Annotated in this window: 26 protein-coding genes; 13 read left to right on the forward strand and 13 right to left on the reverse strand. The window is 38.1% G+C overall.

All coding sequences use genetic code 11. The features are described 5' to 3' along the window. Positions 1–22 precede the first annotated feature (22 nt). The 10 genes from BAU15_RS08730 to BAU15_RS08775 form a co-directional block, all read right to left on the reverse strand. Positions 23–562 carry a DUF1697 domain-containing protein gene (locus tag BAU15_RS08730; RefSeq protein WP_161842358.1) on the reverse strand — a complete coding sequence of 180 codons (540 nt, stop codon included), beginning with the start codon at positions 560–562 and terminating at the stop codon, positions 23–25. Positions 563–618: 56 nt separating this feature from the next. After that, complete coding sequence (locus tag BAU15_RS08735; protein WP_161842359.1) at positions 619–1,149, reverse strand: ClbS/DfsB family four-helix bundle protein; 531 nt, start codon at positions 1,147–1,149, stop codon at positions 619–621. Between the two features lie 37 nt (positions 1,150–1,186). Continuing rightward, complete coding sequence (locus BAU15_RS08740) at positions 1,187–1,492, reverse strand: DUF3781 domain-containing protein (RefSeq protein ID WP_161842360.1); 306 nt, start codon at positions 1,490–1,492, stop codon at positions 1,187–1,189. Between the two features lie 254 nt (positions 1,493–1,746). After that, on the reverse strand, positions 1,747–2,133 hold the full coding sequence (locus BAU15_RS08745; protein WP_161842361.1) for a VOC family protein: 387 nt from the start codon (positions 2,131–2,133) through the stop codon (positions 1,747–1,749). 66 nt (positions 2,134–2,199) lie between these two features. Continuing rightward, a complete protein-coding gene (locus BAU15_RS08750) occupies positions 2,200–2,976 on the reverse strand; it encodes a helix-turn-helix domain-containing protein (protein WP_161842362.1) in 777 nt (258 codons plus the stop codon). Positions 2,977–3,083: 107 nt separating this feature from the next. Beyond that, on the reverse strand, positions 3,084–4,097 hold the full coding sequence (locus BAU15_RS08755) for a HAMP domain-containing sensor histidine kinase (RefSeq protein ID WP_161842363.1): 1,014 nt from the start codon (positions 4,095–4,097) through the stop codon (positions 3,084–3,086). Next, positions 4,094–4,789, reverse strand: coding sequence for a response regulator transcription factor (locus tag BAU15_RS08760; RefSeq protein WP_161842364.1), 696 nt, complete (start codon positions 4,787–4,789; stop codon positions 4,094–4,096). The genes BAU15_RS08755 and BAU15_RS08760 overlap by 4 nt, the downstream gene beginning before the upstream one ends. Before the next feature lie 159 nt (positions 4,790–4,948). Further along, positions 4,949–5,683, reverse strand: a complete 735-nt coding sequence (locus tag BAU15_RS08765; protein ID WP_161842365.1) for a hypothetical protein — start codon at positions 5,681–5,683, stop codon at positions 4,949–4,951. Further along, a complete protein-coding gene (locus BAU15_RS08770) occupies positions 5,683–6,474 on the reverse strand; it encodes an ABC transporter permease (RefSeq protein WP_161842366.1) in 792 nt (263 codons plus the stop codon). Before BAU15_RS08770 ends, BAU15_RS08765 begins: the two co-directional genes overlap by 1 nt. Next, complete coding sequence (locus BAU15_RS08775) at positions 6,461–7,183, reverse strand: ABC transporter ATP-binding protein (RefSeq protein ID WP_161842367.1); 723 nt, start codon at positions 7,181–7,183, stop codon at positions 6,461–6,463. The genes BAU15_RS08770 and BAU15_RS08775 overlap by 14 nt, the downstream gene beginning before the upstream one ends. Positions 7,184–7,434: 251 nt before the next feature. On the opposite strand from BAU15_RS08775, the gene BAU15_RS08780 reads away from it, so the two are divergent. From BAU15_RS08780 to BAU15_RS08795, 4 genes are all read left to right on the forward strand, one after another. Next, positions 7,435–8,820, forward strand: a complete 1,386-nt coding sequence (locus tag BAU15_RS08780; RefSeq protein ID WP_420022124.1) for a M24 family metallopeptidase — start codon at positions 7,435–7,437, stop codon at positions 8,818–8,820. 205 nt (positions 8,821–9,025) lie between these two features. Next, positions 9,026–9,322 carry an ArsR/SmtB family transcription factor gene (locus BAU15_RS08785; protein ID WP_161842369.1) on the forward strand — a complete coding sequence of 99 codons (297 nt, stop codon included), beginning with the start codon at positions 9,026–9,028 and terminating at the stop codon, positions 9,320–9,322. Between the two features lie 130 nt (positions 9,323–9,452). After that, positions 9,453–10,388, forward strand: coding sequence for an ABC transporter ATP-binding protein (locus tag BAU15_RS08790; RefSeq protein WP_161842370.1), 936 nt, complete (start codon positions 9,453–9,455; stop codon positions 10,386–10,388). Continuing rightward, positions 10,381–11,151: an ABC transporter permease gene (locus BAU15_RS08795; RefSeq protein WP_161842371.1), complete on the forward strand. Its 771-nt coding sequence runs from the start codon at positions 10,381–10,383 to the stop codon at positions 11,149–11,151. Before BAU15_RS08790 ends, BAU15_RS08795 begins: the two co-directional genes overlap by 8 nt. A 99-nt stretch (positions 11,152–11,250) precedes the next feature. On the opposite strand, the gene BAU15_RS08800 is transcribed toward BAU15_RS08795, so the two are convergent. Further along, positions 11,251–11,688, reverse strand: a complete 438-nt coding sequence (locus BAU15_RS08800) for a GNAT family N-acetyltransferase (protein WP_202622723.1) — start codon at positions 11,686–11,688, stop codon at positions 11,251–11,253. Positions 11,689–11,833: 145 nt separating this feature from the next. Here BAU15_RS08800 and BAU15_RS08805 point away from each other — a divergent pair, with 145 nt between their 5' ends. Next, positions 11,834–12,328 carry a GNAT family N-acetyltransferase gene (locus tag BAU15_RS08805; protein WP_337247993.1) on the forward strand — a complete coding sequence of 165 codons (495 nt, stop codon included), beginning with the start codon at positions 11,834–11,836 and terminating at the stop codon, positions 12,326–12,328. 91 nt (positions 12,329–12,419) lie between these two features. Here the strand turns inward: BAU15_RS08805 and BAU15_RS08810 are convergent, their stop codons facing one another. After that, entirely contained in the window at positions 12,420–13,658 is a 1,239-nt protein-coding gene (locus tag BAU15_RS08810; RefSeq protein WP_161842373.1) for an aminopeptidase, read from the reverse strand. A 267-nt stretch (positions 13,659–13,925) separates the two neighbouring features. Here BAU15_RS08810 and BAU15_RS08815 point away from each other — a divergent pair, with 267 nt between their 5' ends. Next, positions 13,926–14,498, forward strand: a complete 573-nt coding sequence (locus tag BAU15_RS08815) for a TetR/AcrR family transcriptional regulator (protein ID WP_161842374.1) — start codon at positions 13,926–13,928, stop codon at positions 14,496–14,498. 102 nt (positions 14,499–14,600) lie between these two features. Here BAU15_RS08815 and BAU15_RS08820 read toward each other — a convergent pair whose 3' ends face one another. After that, on the reverse strand, positions 14,601–15,047 hold the full coding sequence (locus tag BAU15_RS08820; RefSeq protein ID WP_161842375.1) for a flavodoxin: 447 nt from the start codon (positions 15,045–15,047) through the stop codon (positions 14,601–14,603). Between the two features lie 201 nt (positions 15,048–15,248). Here BAU15_RS08820 and map point away from each other — a divergent pair, with 201 nt between their 5' ends. The 7 genes from map to BAU15_RS08855 all read left to right on the forward strand — a co-directional run bounded on the left by map (position 15,249) and on the right by BAU15_RS08855 (position 24,325). Beyond that, positions 15,249–16,013: a type I methionyl aminopeptidase gene (gene map, locus BAU15_RS08825; protein WP_161842376.1), complete on the forward strand. Its 765-nt coding sequence runs from the start codon at positions 15,249–15,251 to the stop codon at positions 16,011–16,013. Positions 16,014–16,035: 22 nt separating this feature from the next. Continuing rightward, on the forward strand, positions 16,036–16,956 hold the full coding sequence (locus BAU15_RS08830) for a YihY/virulence factor BrkB family protein (protein ID WP_161842377.1): 921 nt from the start codon (positions 16,036–16,038) through the stop codon (positions 16,954–16,956). Positions 16,957–16,979: 23 nt separating this feature from the next. After that, positions 16,980–18,101: a glycosyltransferase family 4 protein gene (locus BAU15_RS08835; RefSeq protein ID WP_161842378.1), complete on the forward strand. Its 1,122-nt coding sequence runs from the start codon at positions 16,980–16,982 to the stop codon at positions 18,099–18,101. Between the two features lie 428 nt (positions 18,102–18,529). After that, positions 18,530–19,687: a CDP-glycerol glycerophosphotransferase family protein gene (locus BAU15_RS08840; RefSeq protein WP_161842379.1), complete on the forward strand. Its 1,158-nt coding sequence runs from the start codon at positions 18,530–18,532 to the stop codon at positions 19,685–19,687. After that, positions 19,684–20,424: a WecB/TagA/CpsF family glycosyltransferase gene (locus BAU15_RS08845; protein ID WP_202622724.1), complete on the forward strand. Its 741-nt coding sequence runs from the start codon at positions 19,684–19,686 to the stop codon at positions 20,422–20,424. The genes BAU15_RS08840 and BAU15_RS08845 overlap by 4 nt, the downstream gene beginning before the upstream one ends. Next, the gene (locus tag BAU15_RS08850; RefSeq protein ID WP_161842380.1) at positions 20,421–21,620 is read left to right on the forward strand and encodes a CDP-glycerol glycerophosphotransferase family protein; all 1,200 of its coding nucleotides are present in this window, start codon (positions 20,421–20,423) and stop codon (positions 21,618–21,620) included. The genes BAU15_RS08845 and BAU15_RS08850 overlap by 4 nt, the downstream gene beginning before the upstream one ends. A 47-nt stretch (positions 21,621–21,667) precedes the next feature. Further along, positions 21,668–24,325: a bifunctional glycosyltransferase/CDP-glycerol:glycerophosphate glycerophosphotransferase gene (locus BAU15_RS08855; protein ID WP_161842381.1), complete on the forward strand. Its 2,658-nt coding sequence runs from the start codon at positions 21,668–21,670 to the stop codon at positions 24,323–24,325. Positions 24,326–24,333 lie beyond the last annotated feature (8 nt).

Genomic DNA, 24,333 nt, shown 5'->3' on the forward strand with positions numbered 1-24,333 from the left:
TTTTTTACCAGTAGTCTGTTATTTACATCGTAGCGATTTTTCTTACGGTGTTGGCTGTTCGAATAGTTATTTGTCCACGGATTTTTGAGCTAGCTGTCTTTGACCACCACTTCGTTTTTCGGGAATTCTCACGATCAAAGGACCAAAAGATACTTTCTTTGTAGCTTGTTTCTTGTTCTAATTCTTCATTGACTGGGCCAATCGCTGCGTAAAAGTTTTCGATAGTTAGCGGCGGAATAAGAAATATCAAGTTGTCATAGACGCCTTTATCTGTCGAGCCCCACCAATCTGGCGCATTCTTCAATATATCTTGAACAGCTGTCTGTTCAATTACAAAAACGGGAATGTCTAGATCAAAACTCTTTTTGATCATCGTCGAAAGTGTGGTAGATAAAAAATGAGTGTCATCAATCGTCGTAGAAAAGAGCAGATTGCCACTATTAAGATGCGTTCGAACATCAAGATAGCCCAGCGCTTCACAGCCGTTCTTTAGCTCAGCCATGGAAATTTGATTTTTCCCACCGACATTAATCCCTCTTAGTAACGCAATATATCTATTCATGACGAATCTCCTTTTCTGCTCATTCGTAAGTTTACTATCTTATCATCAGGCATCAACTATAGTGTTTTTTTATACCGTTTAACCTTTTTAATTGCCCAGTCATAATGACTAGCTGTGCTGGAGACAAAGTAACCTCCAAGTGTACTGCCACCAACCCATTTGTATTGCTTCTTCAAAAATAGTTGCTCATCTGAAAATTCATTAGCAAGTACCATAACTTTCGTGTGGCTGTCCTTTACTAACGCCAACGCTTCATTAAAAGAGGTTTCTTGGTGTTTTTCGACAAATTCCACATTCATGGACCCGTAACTACGCCAATTGTAACCTTCTTTCAGGAATTGTTGCGTAACCCCCTTTTGATTAGCTGTCACCCAATTGAGCAGTAACTGATGCCATTCATACAAATGAATCAACACATCTTTAAGCGTTTTGTCTCGTTTCCAATGGGCAGCTGGGTCTTTCTCATCAGCAAAAGGTAGCTGTGTGTCAAGAGCTTCTTCTGGCAGTGAGTCAATCAGTATCAGTAGGGTGGCAAAATTTTCCTCACTTGCTTGCAATAGGTCGCTTTTCGTTCTAGGTCTAGCCATCTAATTTTCCTCCAAAAAATAATTTTTTCAAATCAGTTCATGAGATTGATTTTTTCGCTTTCTGGTGTTTTGGTGGGTGAGCGGTGATAATCGTATAGCTGTGGGCATTGACAGTGATGATTGCTTGCTCCGTTTCCGCGTAATAATTTTTCCCTTGTCTAGTAATTTGGCAGTTGGGTAACTGGATTTGTTGCTTGCACCAATCTACCACGTCGTCAACCTGCAAGGATAGATTATTTTTAATTCGTTCCACGCCTAACTCGGTTGTATGTAAGTGATTTAGCTGTTCTAATAAAGTCGTTTTAGGTGGGACTATTGAGTTTGCTGCGTCTGTTATCGTCATAGTTGAATGCCTCCCTTGCTTGATTCTTCTTTATCAGTATATCGGCTATTCCGGCGGTCGACAAGTTTAAATTACAAACAAATGTTCGACTGTTTAAATTGATTGTTTAAATTATTCAAATTGTGCGAGTTGCTCGTCCAAATGAAGTTACTCTCCGCGAGTACAAAAGGCTGTCAGTTGGTCATTTAGAAAATAATCATAAAAAGGACACCAGCCTGTGATTGTGCTGAATGTCCTCATCTGATTGATAGCAATTATTTATCTTCGGTGAAAGTTAAAACGTAGCCGCTATTATCCAAAATAGCGAACTCTTTTGCCCCATAAAAAGTCGTGTGCATCTCGGTATTGATACGATGGTTTTCTTGCAATTTTGCATAGATCTCCTCCAAATTATCCACCTTGATATACAGGCTGATGGACGGCTGAACTTTCTCAGTGGCTAATGCTGGATATTCTGAAATGAAATTTTCTCTTTCTTGAACCATCAGCATCAGGTCATCTTTGGCCAAAATAGCGAACTGCAGGCCATCGCTCTGATTAGGCACAGAAGCGACTGTGGTGAAGCCGAGTATTTCTTCATAAAACTGTTGGCTTTCCGTCACATTTTCCACCATCAAGTTGGTCGTTATACTTGTCATCATAAATCATTCCTCCTTTGTCTATCCTTATTTTAGCAACTCGCATGAATGCTGTATTGGAAATACTGGTCATGATTGATAGTGGCTGATAAGTTCCATCGGTGTCAGGCCAATATGTCGTTTGAAATCATTGATAAAATGAGACTGGTCATAGTATTGAACTAACGCCAATAAGTCACCGGCGTTCATTTTTTCAGTAGTTAAAAGTGTTAATGCTTGTTGAAAGCGTAAAGTTGAAAGGACGACTTTAGGGGACAATCCATAATTCTTTTTGAAATCTCGCTGACATTGACTTTGGCTTTTGTTGAGTAGGTGACAGAGTTCGTTAACAGAAGCAGGTGGTTCTTGAATCAGCCTAGGAAAGAGTGTGGTGTAGTCGTTGGGCGTCTGTTGACTGAAATTTTCTACCATATAGTCAATCAGATATTGTTTTGCCTCATCAAAGGTCAGAGAGAAGAATGTTTGGCTATCAAAATCTGGATAAATACGAGACAAGGGTAGAAATGCATCCATGGCTTCATTTGCTGGCAATCCCGTCAGTTGATGAAAAGCTCCTGGAAGCATCCGCGAGCCCATAAATTCAGCAGGTAACTGGATGGGTGAGTGGAAATCCGTCTGACTCATCCCTGAAAAACCAATTATTTGCTCCTTAAAATCGACAATCAAATCGATACACCCGTCAATAATAATGATATTGTCCAGTTTCTGATCATTCTCGTTAATCGGACGCATCTGCCAGTAACAAATCACGAATTCTGACAGCTCATCAATCACCGTTTCTCGATAGTCCATCTGCTGAAGAAAAACTTGGTCTAACACGTAAGGGATTTGAATAGGATAGTACATTTCATGACCTCCAAGTTGAATCAGAATAAAAAATTAGTTGTCTGTTATTTTTCCATGATTGTCTAAAGAAATTAGTTTCTTCAATTGGCATCCAATAAGCCTAACTCTTAGTGGATAGGCAAAAATAGTGTAAATTCAATGACGTCTTGGTGTTTCTCGACGACAATCTGCCCATTCATCGCTTCAATGATGGTTTTAGCAACCGAAAGACCTAAGCCGAGATGACCGTCTGCGTTGTTTTTATCCTCTGTATAAAAACGGTCAAACAAGCGCTCTAAGTCGGTTGTTTCAACAGTGGCGCCATCATTTTTAAAAGTAATCACGAATTGTTCGTCGATAATCGCCGTTGAAATATAGATAAATTGCTTGTGGTAACGTAAAGCATTACTCAACAGATTATGCAGCGCGCGATCTAGCTGATAACCATCCATTAAGAGCGTCTCGCCATCGTCAGGCAACTGATTAACTAGCTGAATAGCGGCAGATTGTAAAGCTAACTCCGTTTTTAAGTCATCCAAAAAATCAACCGACCAAGCGTAAGCATTGACTGCAGTCAGCGTTAACGAAAGTGTTTCTGGCGTTTCATAGCTAGCCGCGAGCTCTGCGGATAAGTCAGCGAGTGTGGCCACTTTATTTTCGATTATTTTGTAGGCCTGTTTTTGTTCATCCGCTGAGATAATCAGCCCGTCTTGCAGGGCTTCGACTTGAGCTGAGATGGAGGCCAAGGGTGTTTTTAAGTCATGAGAGATACTGCTAACAAATACTTTTCGTTCCTGCTCGAATCTTGCTTGTTGTTGCTGCTGCGCCAATAAGGCTTGTCTCATTTGCTCAAAAGCAGTCATGAACTGACCAATTTCATCCGTTGTCGCGACTTGTATAGGCTTGGTTAAATCTCCCTTTGAAATTTGGGCAGCTTGCCTGGTTAAGTCGTCTAAAGGGGACAAAATTTTCTTCTTAATATAGTAGACAGTGTACAGGACTAAACCGATAAATGGGCAAATAATCAATAAAATAGGTACGAGGAGCGTCGCTGAATCGATCACGAAGGCGAGTAGTAAGACGATTAACAGACAGGCCAGATAACAGAGAGTCATGAGTTGTCGAATGAGTGATTTTTTCATCGGATTCCTCCGTCAAAACGGTAACCAATCCCACGAATAGTTGTGATGCCATTCGCTGGCCCTAACTTTTCTCTTAATTTTTGAATATGGATCGTTACGGTATTCATGTCACCATATTCAGCCACGCCCCAGACATTATCGTACAGCTGTGCTTTACTGAAGACTTGCTTAGGATGGCGCAATAAGAATTCGTATAAGTTATATTCTTTAGTGGTCAGCGGGATGATTGTTTGCTCGCTCAAAACTTCTCTAGCTGCTAAATCAATCGTAAAATGTTGATATTTTAAACGATTCTTCAAGGAGTTAATAGTTGAATACTGTTCCATTCGTCGGAAAATCGTTTCTATCCGGACAATTAGTTCCTTAATTGAAAAAGGTTTGGTCAAATAATCATCTGCACCCATCTTTAGGCCTAAGAGTCGATCGATTTCAGTTTCTTTGGCGCTTAAGATGATGATTGGCAATGTTTCTTTCAGCCGAACCTCTCGCAGAATATCTAAGCCATCTTTTCCCGGTAACATTAAGTCTAAGAGTAGTAAGTCTGGCTGGCAGCGTTCAAAGATAGCCATTGCGGAATCGCCGCGGTCACACAGAAAGACTTCGGCTTGCTCGCGTTCCAAATATTTCTTAATCATCTCTGCTAGCTCACGTTCATCTTCGATCAGCAGAATTTTCTTGTTTGCTAAAGTCATCGCGCCCTCCTTGTATATATATTTCTTTTGTAAACCGTCCATTTACTAGTTCATTTGATTGTATGAGACCTCTTTTTTAGCGATACCTCATTACAGTACATCAGTAGGACAGATAAGCAAGTTTTGTCTTTATAGTATAACAGTTCTTAAAGTCATCTATCAACGGAACGCGCGTTTTTGAAAGAAGAAACCGGCCAGAATAGCCAAACTGAGACACCAAATGAATTGCACGGAGACTCCTTCAAATGGTGCTAAAAAAATTGGGTGTTGTGTCAGTTGAAAGAGATTATTGACTGCTAGATCAGGTAGATAGATAGCCAGTTTTGTGAAGCTAAGGATCATTTGACTCAGACCTAAAATCAGCGGAAATAAGCTAGCAATCGGTGCAATGAGTGACTGAAATAGCAGGGCAAGATTCGCTGAAATCAATCCTAGAAATAACCAGCTGAGAATAGTCGGGATTACCTGAACGAGATGATTTAAGAATAATAAACTGTAAATCGACTCGCTACTCGACAGCTGATTCGCGAGCACCAGTAAAGAGAGCAGATTGGCTAGAAAAAAGGCGATGAATGTACTCAGTAGAATCACTAGTCCATTTGCCAGCATTAATTTTATTCGAGAGGGGCAGATTAATAGTGTGGTGCGCATACTTGAACGAGTAAACTCCTCACCGATGAAGCTTGCTGCCGCAAGAATAATTCCTAGCTGAGCGAGGGAGAGAAATTGTAAGTAAACAGTGAGTGATTGTTCAGAAAAAGCCTGAATTTCTGGTTGTGCGTTGAGGGTGAAAAATAAAAAAATCGGTGGAATCAAAACAGCACTGAACCAGCCACAAAGGGACCAGCGGGAAGAGACAAATTTTAATGTATTACTTTTTAATAGTGAAGTCATTAATAGAGACCTCCTAAATCTTTATGGGTAAATAATCGGTGAGCGCTGGCAACTAAAATCAGTGTCCACACACTCAAAATCAGTAGCCCTTGGACAGGTTGGTGAACCATTGAATCCGTTGGGGTAGCAGTTAAAAGCTTGCCAGCAGCCACAGGCAGATACGTTCCCCAGACATTTTTTGAGGCCAGTAAAGTTGCCAGTCCATAAACTTGAGGAATCAGAAAGAGCAACGGAACCAACGCATTACGGCAAATCATGGCAAGTAAATAAGCAATCACTGTCAAAAAAGTCCATTCGCATACTCCATAGGCGATGTGTCGCCAAGTGATGTCACTCAATGCCATCGGTGGCAAGCCAATATTTCCCAGCGTCAAATGAGTTACAGCGATGGTTGCATAAATAGCAACAAAAGAAATCAGCAAGCTGCTGAAGACTATACTGATTAGTTTTACAATAAAATGGGCTGTTCGTTTGCCACAGGTTAAAAAGGTTGTGCGTAGCTGATGATTTTTATACTCAGTTGCCCCTAACAGACTGCCTAAAACAACCATCGGGAGTATGCCAAAGGGTAAGATATCATAGAAAGCCAGATATTCTTTTGGCGGAATTGCTTGCGCTAAGTCAGGATGGGTTAAAGGTGTCGCATCAAGTCCAAGATGGATGAGTTCTCTTGCGCTGATCATGGCAAGTAACGGTTGGATGAATAATACTAATCCGGCAACAATCCAGACCGCTTTTGTTGTAAATAGTTTATAAAATTCAACTTTGAGGAGATTATTAAAAGTTTTCATCTGATTGATCCTCCTGCATGAGAGTAAAAAAGACATCTTCTAAGGAAGTTAAATCTTTCATCACCAGTGATAGAGGACCAGCCGCTCGGATTTCCCCTTGATGAATAACGACTACTTCATCAGCAATTTCTTCAACTTCTGCTAAAAAATGAGAAGAAAGGAGAATGGTTTTGCCAAGATCAGCTTGCTGACGAATAAACCGTTTGAACCAGCGCATGCCTAATGGATCGAGGCCATTAGTCGGTTCATCGAGGACTAGAAATTGTGGATCCCCTAGTAAAGCACAGGCCAGTCCTAGACGTTGCCCTTCACCTAAAGAAAGTGTACCGAGTCTGGCGTGTCTTTTTTCGTAGAGCTGCGTCATTTTTAAGACCTCATCAATCCGCTGTTTCGGTAGTTGGTTACTCAAAGCAATTATTCTCAAATGAGTCGCTATTTTTCGAGATGGCAAGCCACCTAAGCCATCGAAAACCGCACCCACAGTTTGCAGAGGATTATCTAGATGTCGATAATTTTTTCCGTCAAATAAAGCCGTACCCGATGAAGGTGCATCGAGCCCTAATAAAATCCGCAACGTTGAACTTTTCCCAGCACCATTCGGACCAAGGAAAGCCGTGATTTTCCCTGGTTGAGCGATAAAAGAAAGACCTTGTAAAATTGTTTTCTGACGATGCCGCTTGCTTAAATTTTTGATAGTAATCTCATTCATGAAATTTGCCTCCTAGTAAATTTTTATCTGACACAAGGATAGCAAAGCAGAATAAAGTCTTAATATAGTGAAAATAAAGTTTTGATAAAGTCGCTGTTCACAAGAATTACATTTGATGTTATCTTAAATAAGACGAATTGGAGAATGTAACAGAAACAACAGAGACTGAGTCGTTTGATGAGAATGATTAGTAGAAGAGTGAATGGAAGATATACTAAGAAAAGAATTAATTATGAGGTGAACAAAAAATGATAGATAAAACAATTCAATTAAAGACAATCACAGCGCCGACAACATATAAAGAGGTAGCGCCAACTGTCTTAACAGATGAAACGATGCAACATCGTAAAGAAAAAGTAGTAGCTCGCATGAAAGAAACCGGCTTTGATACGTTGATTATTTATGCGGATAAAGAGCATGGTGGAAATTTTGAATACTTAACCGGCTTTATTCCGCGTTTCGAGGAAGGTCTGTTAGTATTAGAAGAAACAGGGCAAGCAACGGTCATTTTAGGGAACGAAAACTTGAAAATGGCTAAGGTTTCAAGAATTCCTGTGACGTTGAAGCATAGTCCGTTATTTTCTTTACCAAATCAACCGATGGATAATGAGCAGCCTTTAGAGAACTTATTTGCTGAGATTGGCTTGGCTGCTAAAAAGAAAGTCGGCTTAGTTGCTTGGAAGATGTTTACGCCGAAGCAGACTAACGGCGCGAACTACTTTGATATGCCTTATTTCATCGTGGATGCGATCAAGAATAGTCTAGCGGAAACAGCGAGTTTGGAAAATGCTGCCCTTCTTTTGATTGGTGAAGAGGGTGCTCGAACAACTAGTAATCCAAATGAAATTGCCCATTATGAATATGGTGCGAATCTTTCTTCAACGTGTATTTTGCAAGCGATGGATGCTGTTGAACCGGGAATCAGTGAAGCGGAATTGGGGCAGTTATTGACTGCCGAAGGGCAAGAAAATACGGTTGTGACGATTGCCGCAACTGGGCAACGATTTGAAAATGCCGTGATTTATCCGACGCATAAAAAAGTTAAGTTGGGTGATCCATTATCCATGACAACGGCGTTTAAAGGTGGCTTATCTAGTCGGACAGGTTTCGTGATTTCAGATGAAAGTCAACTACCTACTGAACAAAAAGATTATTTAGAGCGAGTTGCGAAGCCTTACTATAAAGCTGTAGCTACTTGGTTGGAAACCGTTCAAGTTGGCGTAAAAGGTAACGAAATTTATCAAACAATCGAAGAGGTTTTGCCAAAAGATACTTACCATTGGCATTTGAATCCTGGTCATTTAGTTGCTGATGAGGAGTGGATGTCTTCACCTATTTATAGTGAATCAGAAGAAGTTCTGAAAAGTGGTATGATCTTACAGATTGATATTATTCCATCTGTACCAGGCTATACAGGCGTCAGTGCAGAAGAATGTGTGGCGATTGCTGATAGCCAATTACAACAAGAAATTAAAGTGCAGTATCCTGAATTATGGCAACGAATTGTGACGCGCAGAAGCTATATCAAAGACGTGTTAAATATCCAATTAAGTGACGATATTTTACCGTTATCGAATACAGTAGCGTATTTACGTCCGTTCTATTTGGCGAAAAATCAAGCATTTTGTTGTGAATAAGTTATAAATAGGTCAATTTAAAAAAGTCTATAGGCTATGATGAAGAGAAGTTCGTTCGAGCTCTTTCGTCAGTGGTCTATAGACTTTTTGTGAGTATTTTTGACTGAAACTGATTATTTTTAGTAGCTAGCTCTCTTTTTCTTGACAGTATATAGATGTTTATCTATATTGGATAGTGGCAGTTATCTACGTGAGGAGGCTTACTATGAAATATGAAGAGGTATCTTCAGTGCTAAAGGCGATGTCTGATCCAAACCGGGTGAAAATCATTCATATCTTATCAAAAGGCACGATGTGTGCCTGTCATGTGCTGGAGCATTTTGAGTTTACTCAGCCGACTTTATCCCATCATATGAAAGTCTTAGAAAAAGCCGGTATCGTTTCGGTGAGTAAAAAGAGTCAGTGGCATTATTATTCGTTGAAAGAAGACTTTGTTAATCATTTTATGGTTACTATGACGCAACTTTTTTCAGTGGGAGATCAGTCAGATCCAGCGAAGTAATTTACGGGAAAGACTGATTCTGTTGAACAGAGAGACAATGATTAAATGAATGAGCATTGTAAATGGAGAAATTGACTTTCTTCAAATATTTATAAGAAAAGTAAAATTGAGGTTGTTAGGAGAGTAAGAAATGACAAATGCACTTGAAATTATTGATTTAAAAAAAGTTTATGCGACTGGTGTGGAAGCCTTACGGGGAATTAATTTAACCGTCAAAGAAGGCGATTTTTATGCACTATTAGGACCGAATGGCGCAGGAAAATCAACGACAATTGGGATTATCACCTCATTGGTGAATAAAACTTCAGGTAGTGTGCGGGTATTTGATTATGATTTGGATACAGATTTGGTGAGAGCCAAGCAACAGATTGGCTTGGTACCACAGGAATTTAACTTTAACCCTTTTGAAACAGTTCAACAAATTGTGGTTAATCAAGCGGGCTACTATGGGGTTTCACGCAAAGAAGCGATGCAGCGTAGTGAGAAATATCTAAAACAATCGAATCTCTGGGAAAAAAGAAATGTCCGGGCCCGAATGCTTTCTGGTGGGATGAAACGCCGATTGATGATTGCCAGAGCCTTAATGCATGAGCCGCGGTTACTGATTTTAGATGAACCAACAGCGGGTGTCGATATCGAATTGAGAAGAGAAATGTGGGCCTTTTTACAGGAATTAAATGAACAAGGTACGACAATCATTTTAACCACCCATTATCTGGAAGAAGCGGAAATGTTGTGTCGTAATATTGGCATCATCCAGACAGGGGAGCTAATTGAAAATACCAGCATGAAATCTTTATTGGCCAAACTGCAATTTGAAACCTTTATCTTTGATTTGGCTCCTTCTGAAAAACAGCCGGAAATTCTCGGTTACAAGAGTGTCATGGATGACGAATTAACGCTTGAGGTGGAAGTGGAGCGGAATCAAGGGGTCAACGCAATCTTTGAACAATTAACGGCGCAAGGAATTAAAGTTCTTTCGATGCGAAATAAATCGAATCGTTTAGAAGAATTATTCTTAAAGATTACCGATGAATCTCATCATGTGGAGGAAAAAAATGTTTAATTTATATATGACTGCTTTAAAAAGTTTAGCTGTAAAAGAAACCAATCGCTATTTACGAATTTGGGTACAAACACTGGTACCACCTGTTATCACAACTTCTTTATACTTTGTTATTTTTGGTAAGATGATTGGTGGACGAATTGGGGAGATGGGCGGCTTTTCTTATATGGAATTTATCGTCCCAGGACTGATTATGATGTCAGCTATTACTAGCTCGTATGCCAATGTTTCGTCTTCCTTTTTCTCGCAAAAATTCCAGAAAAATATTGAAGAACTATTAGTTGCACCAGTTCCAACGCATGTGATTATTTGGGGCTTTGTGATTGGTGGCGTCGGTCGGAGTGTCTTAGTTGGTTCGTTAGTAACGATCATTTCCTTATTCTTTGTACCATTACATGTTCATTCATGGGCGATGGTCATTCTGACTTTACTAATGACGGCCATCTTATTCTCACTAGCTGGTTTAATCAATGGGATTTTTGCCCAATCGTATGATGATGTATCGATTGTGCCAACCTTTGTATTACAACCGCTAACGTATTTAGGGGGCGTATTTTACTCCATCTCAATGTTACCACCAATTTGGCAAGCTATTTCAAAAGTCAATCCAATTGTCTATATGATTTCAGGATTTCGTTTTGGCTTTTTAGGCACAACCGATGTGCCTGTCTTCTTGTCAGTGACTATTTTAGTGTTATTTATTGTGGTTCTTTACTCTGTTAGCTGGTATTTAATTAACAAAGGCCGAGGCTTGAGAAGCTAAGCGTTCTTGTTGAAAACGTACCTGTCATTATTAAATAAGTAAATCAAAGAAGAGTAATCCCTCATGAAGTAGGGGATTACTCTTCTATTTTTATGCAAGTTAACGCGTTAGCACGATCAGTTCTTTTTGAATAGTAAAGCCATTTTTTAGATAAAAGTCTGTGGAAGGATAATTCTTTTCTGTATTCAGAATAATTGCATTTAAGTTTTTCTTTTCCAAATCTTTAATAATTTCGTTGATAAAGATTGTGCCGATACCTTGGCCCTGACGATTATAGTCAACGCAAAATTCATCGATGTAATACTCCATTCCTTGAATCCATGGTTTCTTCATACCGATGCTAAGTGCCACAATTTTTTCTTCGATTACGGCAATATAGCCTAAGAAATAATTATTATATAAATGGTTCTGATAGAAAGTTAGAGCTTGTTCCCGTGATTCATAGACGTCATTCCAAGGCTCTTTAGTAAAAGTTGCCATGGCTAAATCTACACAAGCATCCAGATGCTCTTTGGTTAGTTCTTTTACTTGAATCATTCTATACATCTCCTCATTTTTCCCTTAGACTTAGGATAACGTAACTAAAACAGGAGGGCAACCTATTGATAAAAATAACGCGAATCAATGGGCTTTAAAAGGGGATTTGACGGCCAACCCAAATGATAGAGGAGTGAATAAAAAAATGATGGACTGTATTTTTCGAAGGGCAAGACTAGAAGATATTGATGAAATTATGGCGATTGAACAGGCAAGTTTTACAAAAGAAGAAGCCGCAACTAAGACAGCCATGTTAGAACGAATTCGGCTGATTCCAGATAGCTTTCTGCTGGCAGTCGATGGAGAAACTATTCTTGGTTATGTGGTCGGGCCAGTCATCACTAGTCAATTCTTAACAGATGATTTATTTGAGAAAACTGTCGAGAATCCTCAATATGGAGGGATTCAGACAATCTTAAGTTTGGCGGTAAATCCTGACCACCGAGGACTCGGTCTAGCCGGCCGTTTGTTAGAACAGCTAAAAGAGGAAAGTATGTTGCGTAAGAGAGCTGCCATTACTTTAACATGTTTAGAGCCTTTAATTCCCTATTACAAGAAGTTTGATTATCAACTTATAGGTATTTCGGAGTCTGTGCATGCGGGTGAAGTTTGGTATGATATGTCTCTACCTTTATCGTAGCTCCATAAACAAAACAACGAGTGAGAAACCCTTTCATTAACTGAAGGTTTTCTCACTCGTGATTTTATCTAAAAATTATAGAAAGCTGACTCTATGCCCAGTCGCCGTTGCGGAAAACGGGTACGCGGCTACCGTCTTCACGGATACCATCAATATTCATTTTATCTGAGCCCACCATGAAGTCAACGTGTGTTTGACTTCTATTTAGGCCAGCTTCAGCTAATTCTTCTTCACTCATTGATGTGCCATTTTGTAAGTTGAAAGCATAAGCAGATCCGAAAGCCAAATGATTTGAAGCATTTTCATCAAATAAGGTATTATAAAAAATAATGCCTGATTGAGAAATTGGTGACGGATCCGGTACAAGAGCCACTTCTCCGAGATGCTTCGCTCCTTCATCCGTATCCAATAGCTTCGCTAAGACTTCTTGACCTTGCTCTGCTGAAAAATCTTCAACGCGTCCATCTTTAAATGTGAATTTCATGCCACTGATAATTGTACCAGCATAACTTAATGGTTTTGTGCTTGAGATATAGCCATCGACGCGACGACTATCTGGGGCAGTAAAGACTTCTTCTGTAGGCATATTTGCCATGAATTTTTCGTCTCGTGCGTTAAAGCTACCTGCGCCTTCCCATAAATGATTTTTAGGTAAGCCAATTACCAAATCAGTTCCTGGAGCCGTATAGTGAAGAGCAGTAAATTGTTCTTTATTTAGCTCTGCAGCCTTTGTTGCTAATGTTTTATCATGGGCTTGCCAAGTGGCTACTGGGTCTGCTGAATAGATACGAGTGGTTTTGAAAATTTCATCCCATAAGGCATCCACTTGTTCTTCTTCTGTCGCTAAATCGGGGAAGACTTTACTTGCCCATCCAGGACTTGCAGCAGCAACAACTGTCCAACTAACTTTGTTTGCTTGTGTTGCTTTACGCAGATTCATCATAGCTTTTCCGGCAGCCATCTGATAAGCAGCCACGCGATCTGAATCGACACCAGCTAATGCACCTGGGTCAGAAGAGACCACGCTGATGCGGCTAGCTCCTTGTTCAACCCAGCTGTCTGATTGATCAATTTTGTATTGTGGAATCTTAGAAATTCTTGATTCATCGGCAAAGCTTAAGAATTCTTTTTGAACGAATTCATCAGTCCATTGCACTTGTACTTCAGCAGCACCTAATTTATAAGCTTCGGCTGTAATCAAACGTGCTAGAGGCGCTTGGTCAACGCTGATTTGTAGGACTACAGTATGTCCATCTTGAACATTTACGCCAACTTCGGCGATTAAGCGAGCATATTTCTCTAAGTTTTTATTAAAATTTTCTAATGTCATCTCTGTCTCTCCTGAAAGTTAATAGTTTATTAAACATGAATATGATAACATTTAACCGGTAGGAGAACAAATAAAAAAATTAGATTTAGCTAAGTCTGATGAGAATATTTTAAATGAAGGGACAGAAGGTTTGTTAAAGAGGAGTGTTTGGTAAACGGAAATCAGTGTTATTAAAAAACATGTTTTTTATACAGAGAAAACGTGTTACAATAACCGTATAAACTTGTTGAAAGCGTTGTTGACATTGCATAAGGAGATTAAAAAATTATGGCAAGAAAAAAAACCATAACCAGAGAACAGATTTTAAAAGCTGCTCATGATGTAGTTGCTACCGAAGGTTTTTCTCGTTTTACAGCTCGTAACATTGCAAACAAGATGAAGTGCTCTACACAACCGATTTATTTAGAATTTAAGAACATGGATGATTTAAAGGATGAGTTATACAAACAGCTTCATCGCTATTTATCCGAAGATGTTTTTCAAGCGGTCCACACAGGGAAACCCCTCATTGACTTGGCGCTGAATTACATTCATTTTGCAGTAAATGAAAGTGGCTTGTATCGAGCATTGTATCTGGAATATACGGGTGCAGGTGAAGAGATGCAAGAATTTTCATATGAATGCTTTTTAGAAATCATCAAAAAAGATCCAACCTTTAATCAGTTGACAGAGGAACGGATTTTGTCATTGCACACGGGTACTTGGATTGTGGCCACGGGTGTGGCTTCATTAATGACTTCTGGAATTATCCAGTTGACGGATGATGAGATTGAAGCACTCATTCAAGATACGATTGATCATATTCTTAGTGATGAAAGTCCAGTTAAAGTTAATTTTTAAGATGCTTTATTTAAAAAAGAGGTTGTGACAGGAACCATTTCTGTAGCACCGTTTATTAAAAAAAGAAGGATGACAAATTATTGTCATCCTCCTTTTTTTTGACTAGGCTTGAAGTTTTTCCGCTAATGCTTTAGCGAAAGCTTCAAGTTTTTCGATATCTTCTTCTTCAGCAGCTAAATCAACTTTGACAGATTCTGCCCCTTTAACTGCGCCAATTTTTGAAAAGACTGCTTCAAAATCATCGACTGATTTACAAAATTCATCGTAAAATGTGTCGCCTGAACCACAGACACCAAAGATTTTTCCAGCTAAATTAACTTCTTGTAAATCCTCATAAAAATCAACAATTTCATCTGGTAATTCGCCGTCACCATAAGTATAAGTCGCGACAACACAGATATCTGCGTCTGTGAAATCTTCGGCATCGACTTGAGTACATTCGTCGATCTCCACTTCAAAATCCATATTTTCAAACGCTTCGGCGACGATATCAGCGATTTCTTCGGTATTTCCTGTCATACTGGCATAAACAATTTTTGCTAAAGTCATGAAACTTCCTCCTACTGGGTCTCTTTAAATAAGTGCTCATTTATTATTCGGGGTTCAGCACAAAGGCTGCACTCTACTGATGATTATATCAAAAGCGTTTCAGAAAGAAAACCGCAGATTAAATATTACAAATTCCTCATTTGTCTATCAGTCAAAGTCTATGGTAAAATAGATAGAATTCGAAAAAGGGGACGAGAGAATATGATTACATTAAAATCTGCACGAGAAATTGAAGCGATGAAAGAATCAGGCGAGATTTTGGCAGGTGTCCATAAAAGTTTACGTTCATTTATTAAACCAGGAATAACAAGCTGGGATATTGAGCTTTTTGTTAGAAAATATATTGAAGATCATGGGGCGGTTGCTGCTCAGATTGGTTTTGAAGGTTATGAATATGCAACATGTATCAGTATAAATGACGAAATTTGTCATGGCTTTCCACGTAAAAAAGCCTTAAAAGATGGCGATTTAATAAAAGTCGATATGTGTGTCGACTACAAAGGGGCGATGTCTGACTCTTGTTGGTCATATGTTGTTGGTGAAAGTACGCCCGAAATCGATCATTTAATGGCAGTCACAAAAAAAGCTTTATATATTGGGATTGAGCAAGCTCAAGTCGGTAACCGGATTGGCGATATTGGTCATGCCATTCAAACTTATGTTGAAGGTGAAAATTTGGCAGTTGTCCGCGATTTTGTGGGTCACGGCATTGGCCCAACCATTCATGAAAGTCCAGCGATTCCTCATTATGGTGAGGCAGGTAAAGGCTTGAGATTGAAAGAAGGCATGGTGATTACTGTTGAGCCGATGGTCAATACAGGTACTTGGAAGATGAAAATGGATCCAAATGGTTGGACTGCTTATACGAGAGATGGGGGTCTAAGCTGTCAATTTGAGCATACATTTGCGATTACGAAAGATGGACCGAAAATTTTAACTTCTCAAGGGGAAGAAGGAACCTACTAAAACTTCGATCGGAGGGCTCGGTATGGGGATTATAAATAAATTCAAAGAAAATAAGAAGTTAATGCGATTTATTGAAACGACGCAAACGAGAATACAGGATTCTGAGATGGGCGTAACCTCAGTCGTCGTCGCTTATTATTTGTTGCTGTCTATTTTTCCTTTGCTGATTGCGGTTGGCAATATCTTGCCCTATCTAAGAATCGATCCTAATACCGTTTTACCTTACGTTAAAGAGATAATGCCAACACAGATTTATAATTTCTTAGGCCCTGCTATACAGGACTTATTAACACAGGAATCTGGGGGATTGTTGTCTATTTCAGCAATCGCCACTTTATGGTCAGCCAGTCAAAGTATCAATGCACTACAAACAGCGATGAACAAGGCTTATGGAGTAGAGCAACGGGGGAATTTTATCGTTGTTCGGCTCTTATCACTTGGGGTAATCGTCTTATTCATGATTGCCATCGTTGGGGTGGTAGGGATTCTCGGATTAGGCCATATGGTATTGGCTTTCTTACAACCAATTTTTGATTTCCCTACTCAAATCATTGATACTTTTGAGACTTTAAAATGGCCAGTTGTCTCGCTCGCTTTGTTCTTCATTATGCTGCTGATCTTTTTGATTGTTCCAAATGCTAAAGTCAAGATTCGTTCGGTTGTTCCAGGAGCTATTTTTGCGACAGTTGGTTGGATGTTACTTGCACAAGTCTTTGGTATATATGCCCATTTCTTTGCTTCAAAAGTGAGCGGCTATCAAATCATCGGAAGTTTTATTGTCTTGATGCTATGGCTTAATTTTTCGGCAACCATTCTAATTTTAGGCGGTATTATTAATGCCGTAGTGCAGGAATATTTGAGCGGTGCGGAGATTGAAGAACGTCAAAGTGTGGTTAGCCTTGCGCTAAAAAAAATTAAAGCCATTTTTAAATTGAAAAAATAGCTTATCAGAAAGAGAGAACAGCTATGGAGTTTGCGTTTAAATTTATAGTGAGACTATTTATTACCCTGGTTATCTCTTTGGTATTAACCCCCTTCATTAAACTGTTGGCCTTCAAGATTGGTGCTACAGACAAGCCGGGTGCTCGAAGAATTAATACAAAAGTGATGCCGACAGCTGGTGGGTTAAGTATATTTATATCCTTTAGTTTCGCTGTGTTGTTTTTATACAGAGATATCTTCGACTTTGCGACGACCTTTCCGATTATCCTCGGAGCGCTGATTGTGGTTATTACAGGGCTAATTGATGATATATTGGAACTAAAGCCGTATCAAAAGATGCTAGGTTTATTGATTGCTGCATTGGAAGTATATTTCTATGCAGGTATTCAAATTAAATCATTTGCGGTACCCTTATTAGGACATTTTGAGCTTGGCTGGTTAGGATTACCAGTGACGATCTTATGGATACTCGCCATCACAAATTCAGTCAACTTAATTGATGGGCTGGATGGCTTAGCCGCAGGGGTTTCGATGATTGCCTTGGTAACAATCGGAATTATCAGTTATTTCTTTTTACCAAATGTCGGCGCTTATGTAGCCATGATGATCTTTGCTTTAGTTGCATCGATTGCCGGGTTTTTCCCATTTAATTTTTATCCAGCAACGATTTACTTAGGCGATACAGGGGCGCTCTTTTTAGGCTTTATGGTCTCGGTAATCTCGCTACAAGGACTGAAAAATGCAACCTTTATTACGATGCTGACACCAATGTTTATTTTAGGCGTACCAATCACAGATACCGTGTATGCAATGATTCGTCGGAAATTTAATCGCCAACCAATCTCTTCAGCTGACAAAATGCATTTACACCATCGTTTGCTGTCATTAGGTTTTACCCATAGAGGCGCTGTCCTAACGATTTATGCATTAGCGATGCTCTTCTCATTTATTGCATTATTGATGAACTATGCTAGTACTTGGGGGACAATTCTACTCGTTATCAGCAGTATCATTGGCTTAGAACTCTTCATCGAGTTAATCGGTCTGGTCGGTGAAAATCGCCAACCATTAATGCGGACCCTAAAATTTATCGGTAATCGAAAATACCGTCAAGAAGTCCTAGCTAAAAACAAAAGGAAACATTAGATTGCTCAACTGAAAGTGGAGTGTTTAAAATAGACACGTTGAGACAAAAAGCTACTATTATAAGTAAATGTAAAAATAGGTAAGTAAGAGGGCTATCTAAGAAGGCTTATCTAAGAAGCTAATGAAGAAATACGTCCTCATAAACCTGTGATTATAACCGAAAACAAGTGAAAAAGCGGAAATGCTAGAGGTAATAAATTATAGATAGTCAGGCAATTAGACAAATTGAGGGAACCTTGAATAATAATAGAAGCTGAAGGTGAAGGAGTAAACTCTTTCATCTTTTTTTGAGCCGAGTCGTGTAAGTGACGCGGATTGTTGCAAAATCTTTACAATCTGAGAAGTATGACGACAAAAGCGCTATAAGCATTTTCTTTTTAGTGAATTTACTGTAAAATGAAGAATGATTTTAAATTGGAGTGTGGGGTATGAAGGACGGGTTTCTGTCGTTAATTAAATCCAGCTATTTATTACTTGTACAGGCGAAAGCGAAAAGTAGTCGCGTTACGCATGACAAGATTGTTTACTTGCTGAGTTTTCCAAGTACAAGTGAGCCGGTGTTGGAAGAACTTTCGGCTTATTTTGGAAGTCGTTTAGTTATTTGCTATACAGCCAATTCTTTCAGTCTGGCACAGAAGTTTCAAAGTAAAGGGAGCACTATTTATTCGATTGATCGTTTTAGCGAATTATTTACTCAGGTGGTTCCTCTAGTTAAAGGTGCTTCTACCGTGCTATGTGATAATTATTTTGCTTTTTTAGGAGCAATTGATTTCGCTCCTACGACTGAGGTTATTCAACTATGGCACGCAAATGGTGCGATTAAAAAGTTCGGCATCGAAGCAAATTATGCTAAAAATCGTTCAGCTTCAGATAAAAAACGTTATAAAAAAGTCTATAAAAAATATACTCATTACGCAGTAGGCTCTGATAAAATGGGGACTATTTTTCAAGAAAGCTATCTGGCAACCTCTGACCAACTATTAAAAATTGGCTATCCAACCTCTGATCATTTATTGAGTAGTAGCTGGCGTAGGCAGCAGGAAGCTCGCTTTTCTGAGGTCTTTTCAGATCTTGCAAAGAAACGGATAGTATTGTATACACCTACTTACCGTGAGAAAACTTCAGAAAATCCGCTTGATTTTGAGCGCTTGGCCAACGAGTTAGGCGATGAATGGGTGATTTTTGCTAAAGCGCATCCCCATGATGAACAATTACAAGAAAGACTTGCTACATCGATGAGCATTTCTTCTGATATGAGAGGGTTTACCTTACAGGAGTTTTTACCCTTTGTAGATTGCCTGATTACTGACTATTCATCAGTACCTTTTGAATATACACTGGTCAAGGATAACGGAAAGATTCTCTTTTTTTGTTATGATATGGACAGTTATCAAAAAGAGGTAGGCATCCAAGAGGATTTTGAAAGCTGGATACCTAGTACAATAGTTCAAACACAAAAGCAATTAACAAAGGAAATTGTTAGTGCTGAACCACAGGAGATTGAAGCCTTTAATTCTCTATGGAATCAATATAATGATGGGCAAGCAACACAGCGATTAATCAAACGAATTGAGGAAAAAATATGAAGCAAGACAACATGATGGGCATCCCCGTTGATGCGTTAACTTATGAGGAAATACTGAATGACGTCTCTGTCTATTTAAAAAATAAAAAGAAGATGACTGCGATTAGCGTGAATCCGCAGATTGTGACAGAAGCGAAGAAATATCCTGAAATTGTTTCGTTTATCGAGCAAAGTACACATCGAATTCCCGATGGAATCGGTATTGTACTAGTCTCTAAATTGACCAAAGGACCAATCACTAGCCGCATTGCCGGAATCGAATTGATGACCAAATTTTTAGCTTATGCAAATGAATATAAGAAGCGAGTCTTTTTTTATGGGGCAAAGCCAGAAGTTATAGCAGACGCTGTCAAAAATATCCAGCATAAATACCCAAACCTGATTATTTCTGGTGCAATTGATGGCTATACAAATTTGACTGAGCAAGAGATTGTTAGCCAAATAAATCAAGAAAAGCCTGATTTTTTATTTGTTGGATTAGGATTTCCGCGACAAGAACAATGGCTTTCAAGAAATGTGGAGCAGTTAGATGTTTCGATTTTTCAAGATGTGGGCGGAAGCTTCGATGTGTTCAGCGGACATGTCAAGCGTTCACCACAATTTTTTATCGATTATCATTTAGAATGGTTATATCGCTCCTTAAGTAATCCAAAACGAATCGGGCGTATCTTCCAGTTACCAGTCTTTATGTGGCGAAGTTTACTATGGAAAATGAGAAAGCAAGAAGGGTCAGTATGAATCGATTAAAAAAATTTGCCAAAGAGTTAATTAGTCAAGGATACAGGATACTATTTAATCTGAATACGAAGCGCCAAATTGATGAGCAAGTAATTATATTCGAGTCTTTTAATGGAAAAGTTCCAGGGGATAATCCATTAGCTATTTACCAAAAACTATTAGATCAGCCTGCTGGAGATTTTAAAATTTTTTGGAGTATAAAGCCACAATTTGTTGAAGAGACACGCAGGCAATTTCCTGAAATTTCAATTGTAACCAGATTTTCTTTACAGTGGTTGAAGCTGTTGCCTCGTGCTAAATTTTGGATTTTTAATTCAAGAATGCCTGTATGGTTAAAAAAGAATAAAAATACGACTTACATTCAAACATGGCATGGGACGCCTCTGAAAAAATTAGCCTTAGATATTGAAGAAGTTCATATCCCTGGGAATGATACTAAGAAATATCAACAAGAATTCTCTGAGGAAGCAGCTCGCTGGGACTATCTTATCGCGCCAAACCAGTATTCAGAGGATATTTTTAAAAGAGCATTTCAATTTAAAAATGCATGTTTGGAAATTGGATATCCCAGGAACGATGTTTTATATACGGAAAACAATACTGAGTCGATTCTAAGATTGAAAGAGAAGATATTGGGTAGAACTTCGGGGAAAGTAATCTTGTATGCGCCAACTTGGCGGGATGATTATTTTGTCTCACAAGGTGTCTATAAGTTTCATATGCCATTTTCATTAAAAAATATCTTAGATCAGATGAATCCAAATGATGTCTTCATTATCAGACCTCATTACCTTGTGCGAGACTCGATTGATATCCAGGGTTACGAAGATCGTGTGAAAATTTTGGTGGACGAGGATATTAGTAATTTATACTTGATTAGTGATTTGTTGATTACTGATTATTCTTCAGTGATGTTCGATTATGCGAATCTAAAGCGCCCCATGCTATTCTATCCGTATGACTTTGAACACTACAAGGATAATCTAAGAGGATTTTATTTCGAGTATAATGAAGTTCCAGGACCTATTGCACTGACAGAAGAAGAACTACTAGAATATTTGAAAGAATTTTATGTGGAGACTTATTATGAAGCGTTCTCGATTAAATATAAACAGTTTAGTGATAGATTCTGTGCATGGGAAAATGGCAAAGCTGCCGAAAGAATTGTGACTCTAATAAAAAGTGATAAAGTCTAATCGGAGGTATCAAATTGGAAAATAAAAGGAAGATTTTTTCAATCATTATGGCAGTCTATAATGTGGAGAATTATGTAAAAGAGGCTGTCGAAAGCCTGATGAGTCAAAAGTTTTCGAAGATGAATCAGGTTGAAGTTATTCTGGTAAATGATGGGAGTACTGATCACTCAAAAGAGATTTGCCTGGAATTAAAAAAATTATATCCGGATAATGTTGTTTTTATTGATAGTAAAAATTATGGTGTCGCAGGAGCTAGAAACAAAGGATTAAAAGTAGCAACAGGTAAGTATATAAACTTTTTAGATCCAGATGATGGTCTATCAGAATCCACTTTGTCAGATGTTTACAAATTTTTTGAACAACACTACACAAAAGTTGACGTTGTGTCAATTCCGATGATGATGTTTGGTGATTCGAGAGGGCCTCACCCGCTTAACTATAAATTTGTTGAGGATGGTTTGATTGATTTAGAAGAGCATTTTGACTATATTCAAATGTCATCGCCAAGTTCTTTCTTTAAGAGCACAGCTATTCAAGAAGAGCGCTTCGATGAAACGATGAAATACGCTGAAGACGCAAAATTTATAATGAATATTATTGGAAAAAAAGACTGTTATGGTGTGGTTACAACTTGTCATTATAAATATCGACGCCGAAAGACTTCCGCTACCCAAACAGGCCCTATGGATAAGAATTGGTATACAGACTATTTTAAAAAATTTAGTTTGGCGGTCATTGAAAAACATTTAAAGATGCATGGGGAAGAAAAAACTATTCCTAAATATGTACAGTATACTGTTCTCTATGACTTAAGGTGGCGCATCCAGATACGTAATAATGTTGCCAAATTGACGGAGGATGAATTAATTGAACTTTTTGCTATAATAAAAGAGATATTATTTTATATCGAAGATCGAACAATTTTATCGTTGAGGAAATTATCTTTCCAATATAAACGATTCTTGCTTAGTTTAAAAGAAAATAGCGAAAATAATTTCTTTCATGAATATGAAGAAAATAATGATTACAAAATGGTTATTGGTGAAAATGAGTTAGGGGAACCCAATATTTTTTGCTTATCTGAGCAAAAAATCTCTGTTGACTTAATTCAAATTACCAAATCAAAAATAAAGATTGAAGGAAATATCGGGACGCCATTTGACTTAAAAAAAGCTGAAATATCAGTTGTTTTTCAGGGGAAAGTCTATCCAACAGTAGCTGTAGATAGATATGTTCAAAATCTATATTTTGTTGATACATTGATTAAAGAATATAACGGTTTTAGAGTTGAATTACCTTATGAAATTGAAGGAGTTAAATATGGTAGTATTAGTTTTATAATTAAGTATAAAGGAAAAAAATTTGTCCCTAAGATTTCTTACGGAAACTTTTCATATCTTAAAGATAGCGAGGCGAAAATTTATGAGAGGCATGGAATCATGTTGTTTATAGATGATGATCGTTCAACAATTAAAGTGGATGTAACCTCGAAAAAGCTGCTTAAGCAGTATAGAAACAGTTATATTTACCGATTACTACACCGTGAAAATAAGAAATTTATATTAAAAGTCATACTCTATAGATTAATGGCTACGTTTATTAGAAACAAAAAGAAAAAAGAAAAATGGATTTTTATTGAACGAATACAGGAAGCTGGAGACAACGCCCAGGCACTTTTTGAGTATTGTTCAAATAAGGCGGATGACATCGATAAAGTTTTCATCATCAATTCATTTTCTAAAGATTTTGAACAATTAAAGCAATATGGAAAAGTTATTAAATATGGATCAATCGCGCATATTTTACAATATTTAACTGCTGACAAAGTGATCTCATCTCATGCCGATGAATATGTATACAATCCTTTCGGACGAAACCGAAAGTTCTATAATGATTTGATGGATCAAGATTACGTATTTTTACAGCACGGGGTAACAAAAAATGATATGTCGGACTGGCTGAATAAATATAAAAAAAATATCCGAATGTTATTAACTACTTCTGATTACGAGTATCAATCATTTATAGATGAACCTTATAATTATACAGAAGAAGAGATTTTCAATTTAGGTTTCCCTAGGTTTGATAAATTGGTTAGTAAAACTGAGAAGTTAATATTGTTTATGCCAACTTGGCGGAACCCACTAGTAAATAAAATTAATCGTCAAACAGGCGAAAGAGAATATAATAGTTCGTTTAAAGATTCAGAGTATTGTCAAAAATTAGTAGAATTTTTAAACAGTCCCAAATTGATTGATTTACTTAAGAGAACTGGGTACAAAATGAAGTTTGTTCCCCATCCAAATATTAGACAACAATTAATCGATATTCCTGTGTCAAGTGACTTAATCGAAACTATTGATCATGATGTATCTTATTCAGAATTATTTTCGGTAGGAGCAATTTTGATTACAGATTACTCATCCATTGCTTTTGATTTTGCCTTGTTGAATAAGCATATTATCTATTATCAATTTGATGAAAATCATTTAAAAGATGGGTATTTCGAGTATGAGACTATGGGGTTTGGACCAGTAATTCATGAATTAAATGGGATAGAAAATTATGTCTCGAGTCTGTTTGTAGAAAATCAATTAATTAATAATCCTAGTCAATATTTTGAACGAACAACTAATTTTTACAAATATACGGATCATGAGAATTCTAAACGAGTATATGAGGCGATTCTTGATTTAGATAGTTAAGGAGACGA

It is taken from the genome of Candidatus Enterococcus huntleyi (genome assembly GCF_009933175.1).
Classification (GTDB): Bacteria; Bacillota; Bacilli; order Lactobacillales; family Enterococcaceae; genus Enterococcus_K; species Enterococcus_K huntleyi.

Bases quoted from the DNA above. Each gene is read 5' to 3' on its own strand.
- BAU15_RS08845 (WP_202622724.1), top strand. From the start codon at position 19,684: ATGAAGCAAGACAACATGATGGGCATCCCCGTTGATGCGTTAACTTAT.
- BAU15_RS08830 (WP_161842377.1), top strand. From the start codon at position 16,036: ATGGGGATTATAAATAAATTCAAAGAAAATAAGAAGTTAATGCGATTT.
- BAU15_RS08805 (WP_337247993.1), top strand. From the start codon at position 11,834: ATGATGGACTGTATTTTTCGAAGGGCAAGACTAGAAGATATTGATGAA.
- BAU15_RS08765 (WP_161842365.1), bottom strand. From the start codon at position 5,683: ATGACTTCACTATTAAAAAGTAATACATTAAAATTTGTCTCTTCCCGC.
- BAU15_RS08760 (WP_161842364.1), bottom strand. From the start codon at position 4,789: ATGACTTTAGCAAACAAGAAAATTCTGCTGATCGAAGATGAACGTGAG.
- BAU15_RS08740 (WP_161842360.1), bottom strand. From the start codon at position 1,492: ATGACGATAACAGACGCAGCAAACTCAATAGTCCCACCTAAAACGACT.
- BAU15_RS08810 (WP_161842373.1), bottom strand. From the start codon at position 13,658: ATGACATTAGAAAATTTTAATAAAAACTTAGAGAAATATGCTCGCTTA.
- BAU15_RS08795 (WP_161842371.1), top strand. From the start codon at position 10,381: ATGTTTAATTTATATATGACTGCTTTAAAAAGTTTAGCTGTAAAAGAA.
- BAU15_RS08855 (WP_161842381.1), top strand. From the start codon at position 21,668: ATGGCAGTCTATAATGTGGAGAATTATGTAAAAGAGGCTGTCGAAAGC.
- BAU15_RS08815 (WP_161842374.1), top strand. From the start codon at position 13,926: ATGGCAAGAAAAAAAACCATAACCAGAGAACAGATTTTAAAAGCTGCT.
- BAU15_RS08835 (WP_161842378.1), top strand. From the start codon at position 16,980: ATGGAGTTTGCGTTTAAATTTATAGTGAGACTATTTATTACCCTGGTT.
- BAU15_RS08770 (WP_161842366.1), bottom strand. From the start codon at position 6,474: ATGAAAACTTTTAATAATCTCCTCAAAGTTGAATTTTATAAACTATTT.
- map (WP_161842376.1), top strand. From the start codon at position 15,249: ATGATTACATTAAAATCTGCACGAGAAATTGAAGCGATGAAAGAATCA.
- BAU15_RS08745 (WP_161842361.1), bottom strand. From the start codon at position 2,133: ATGATGACAAGTATAACGACCAACTTGATGGTGGAAAATGTGACGGAA.
- BAU15_RS08775 (WP_161842367.1), bottom strand. From the start codon at position 7,183: ATGAATGAGATTACTATCAAAAATTTAAGCAAGCGGCATCGTCAGAAA.
- BAU15_RS08820 (WP_161842375.1), bottom strand. From the start codon at position 15,047: ATGACTTTAGCAAAAATTGTTTATGCCAGTATGACAGGAAATACCGAA.
- BAU15_RS08800 (WP_202622723.1), bottom strand. From the start codon at position 11,688: ATGATTCAAGTAAAAGAACTAACCAAAGAGCATCTGGATGCTTGTGTA.
- BAU15_RS08850 (WP_161842380.1), top strand. From the start codon at position 20,421: ATGAATCGATTAAAAAAATTTGCCAAAGAGTTAATTAGTCAAGGATAC.
- BAU15_RS08785 (WP_161842369.1), top strand. From the start codon at position 9,026: ATGAAATATGAAGAGGTATCTTCAGTGCTAAAGGCGATGTCTGATCCA.
- BAU15_RS08750 (WP_161842362.1), bottom strand. From the start codon at position 2,976: ATGTACTATCCTATTCAAATCCCTTACGTGTTAGACCAAGTTTTTCTT.
- BAU15_RS08730 (WP_161842358.1), bottom strand. From the start codon at position 562: ATGAATAGATATATTGCGTTACTAAGAGGGATTAATGTCGGTGGGAAA.
- BAU15_RS08790 (WP_161842370.1), top strand. From the start codon at position 9,453: ATGACAAATGCACTTGAAATTATTGATTTAAAAAAAGTTTATGCGACT.
- BAU15_RS08840 (WP_161842379.1), top strand. From the start codon at position 18,530: ATGAAGGACGGGTTTCTGTCGTTAATTAAATCCAGCTATTTATTACTT.
- BAU15_RS08755 (WP_161842363.1), bottom strand. From the start codon at position 4,097: ATGAAAAAATCACTCATTCGACAACTCATGACTCTCTGTTATCTGGCC.
- BAU15_RS08735 (WP_161842359.1), bottom strand. From the start codon at position 1,149: ATGGCTAGACCTAGAACGAAAAGCGACCTATTGCAAGCAAGTGAGGAA.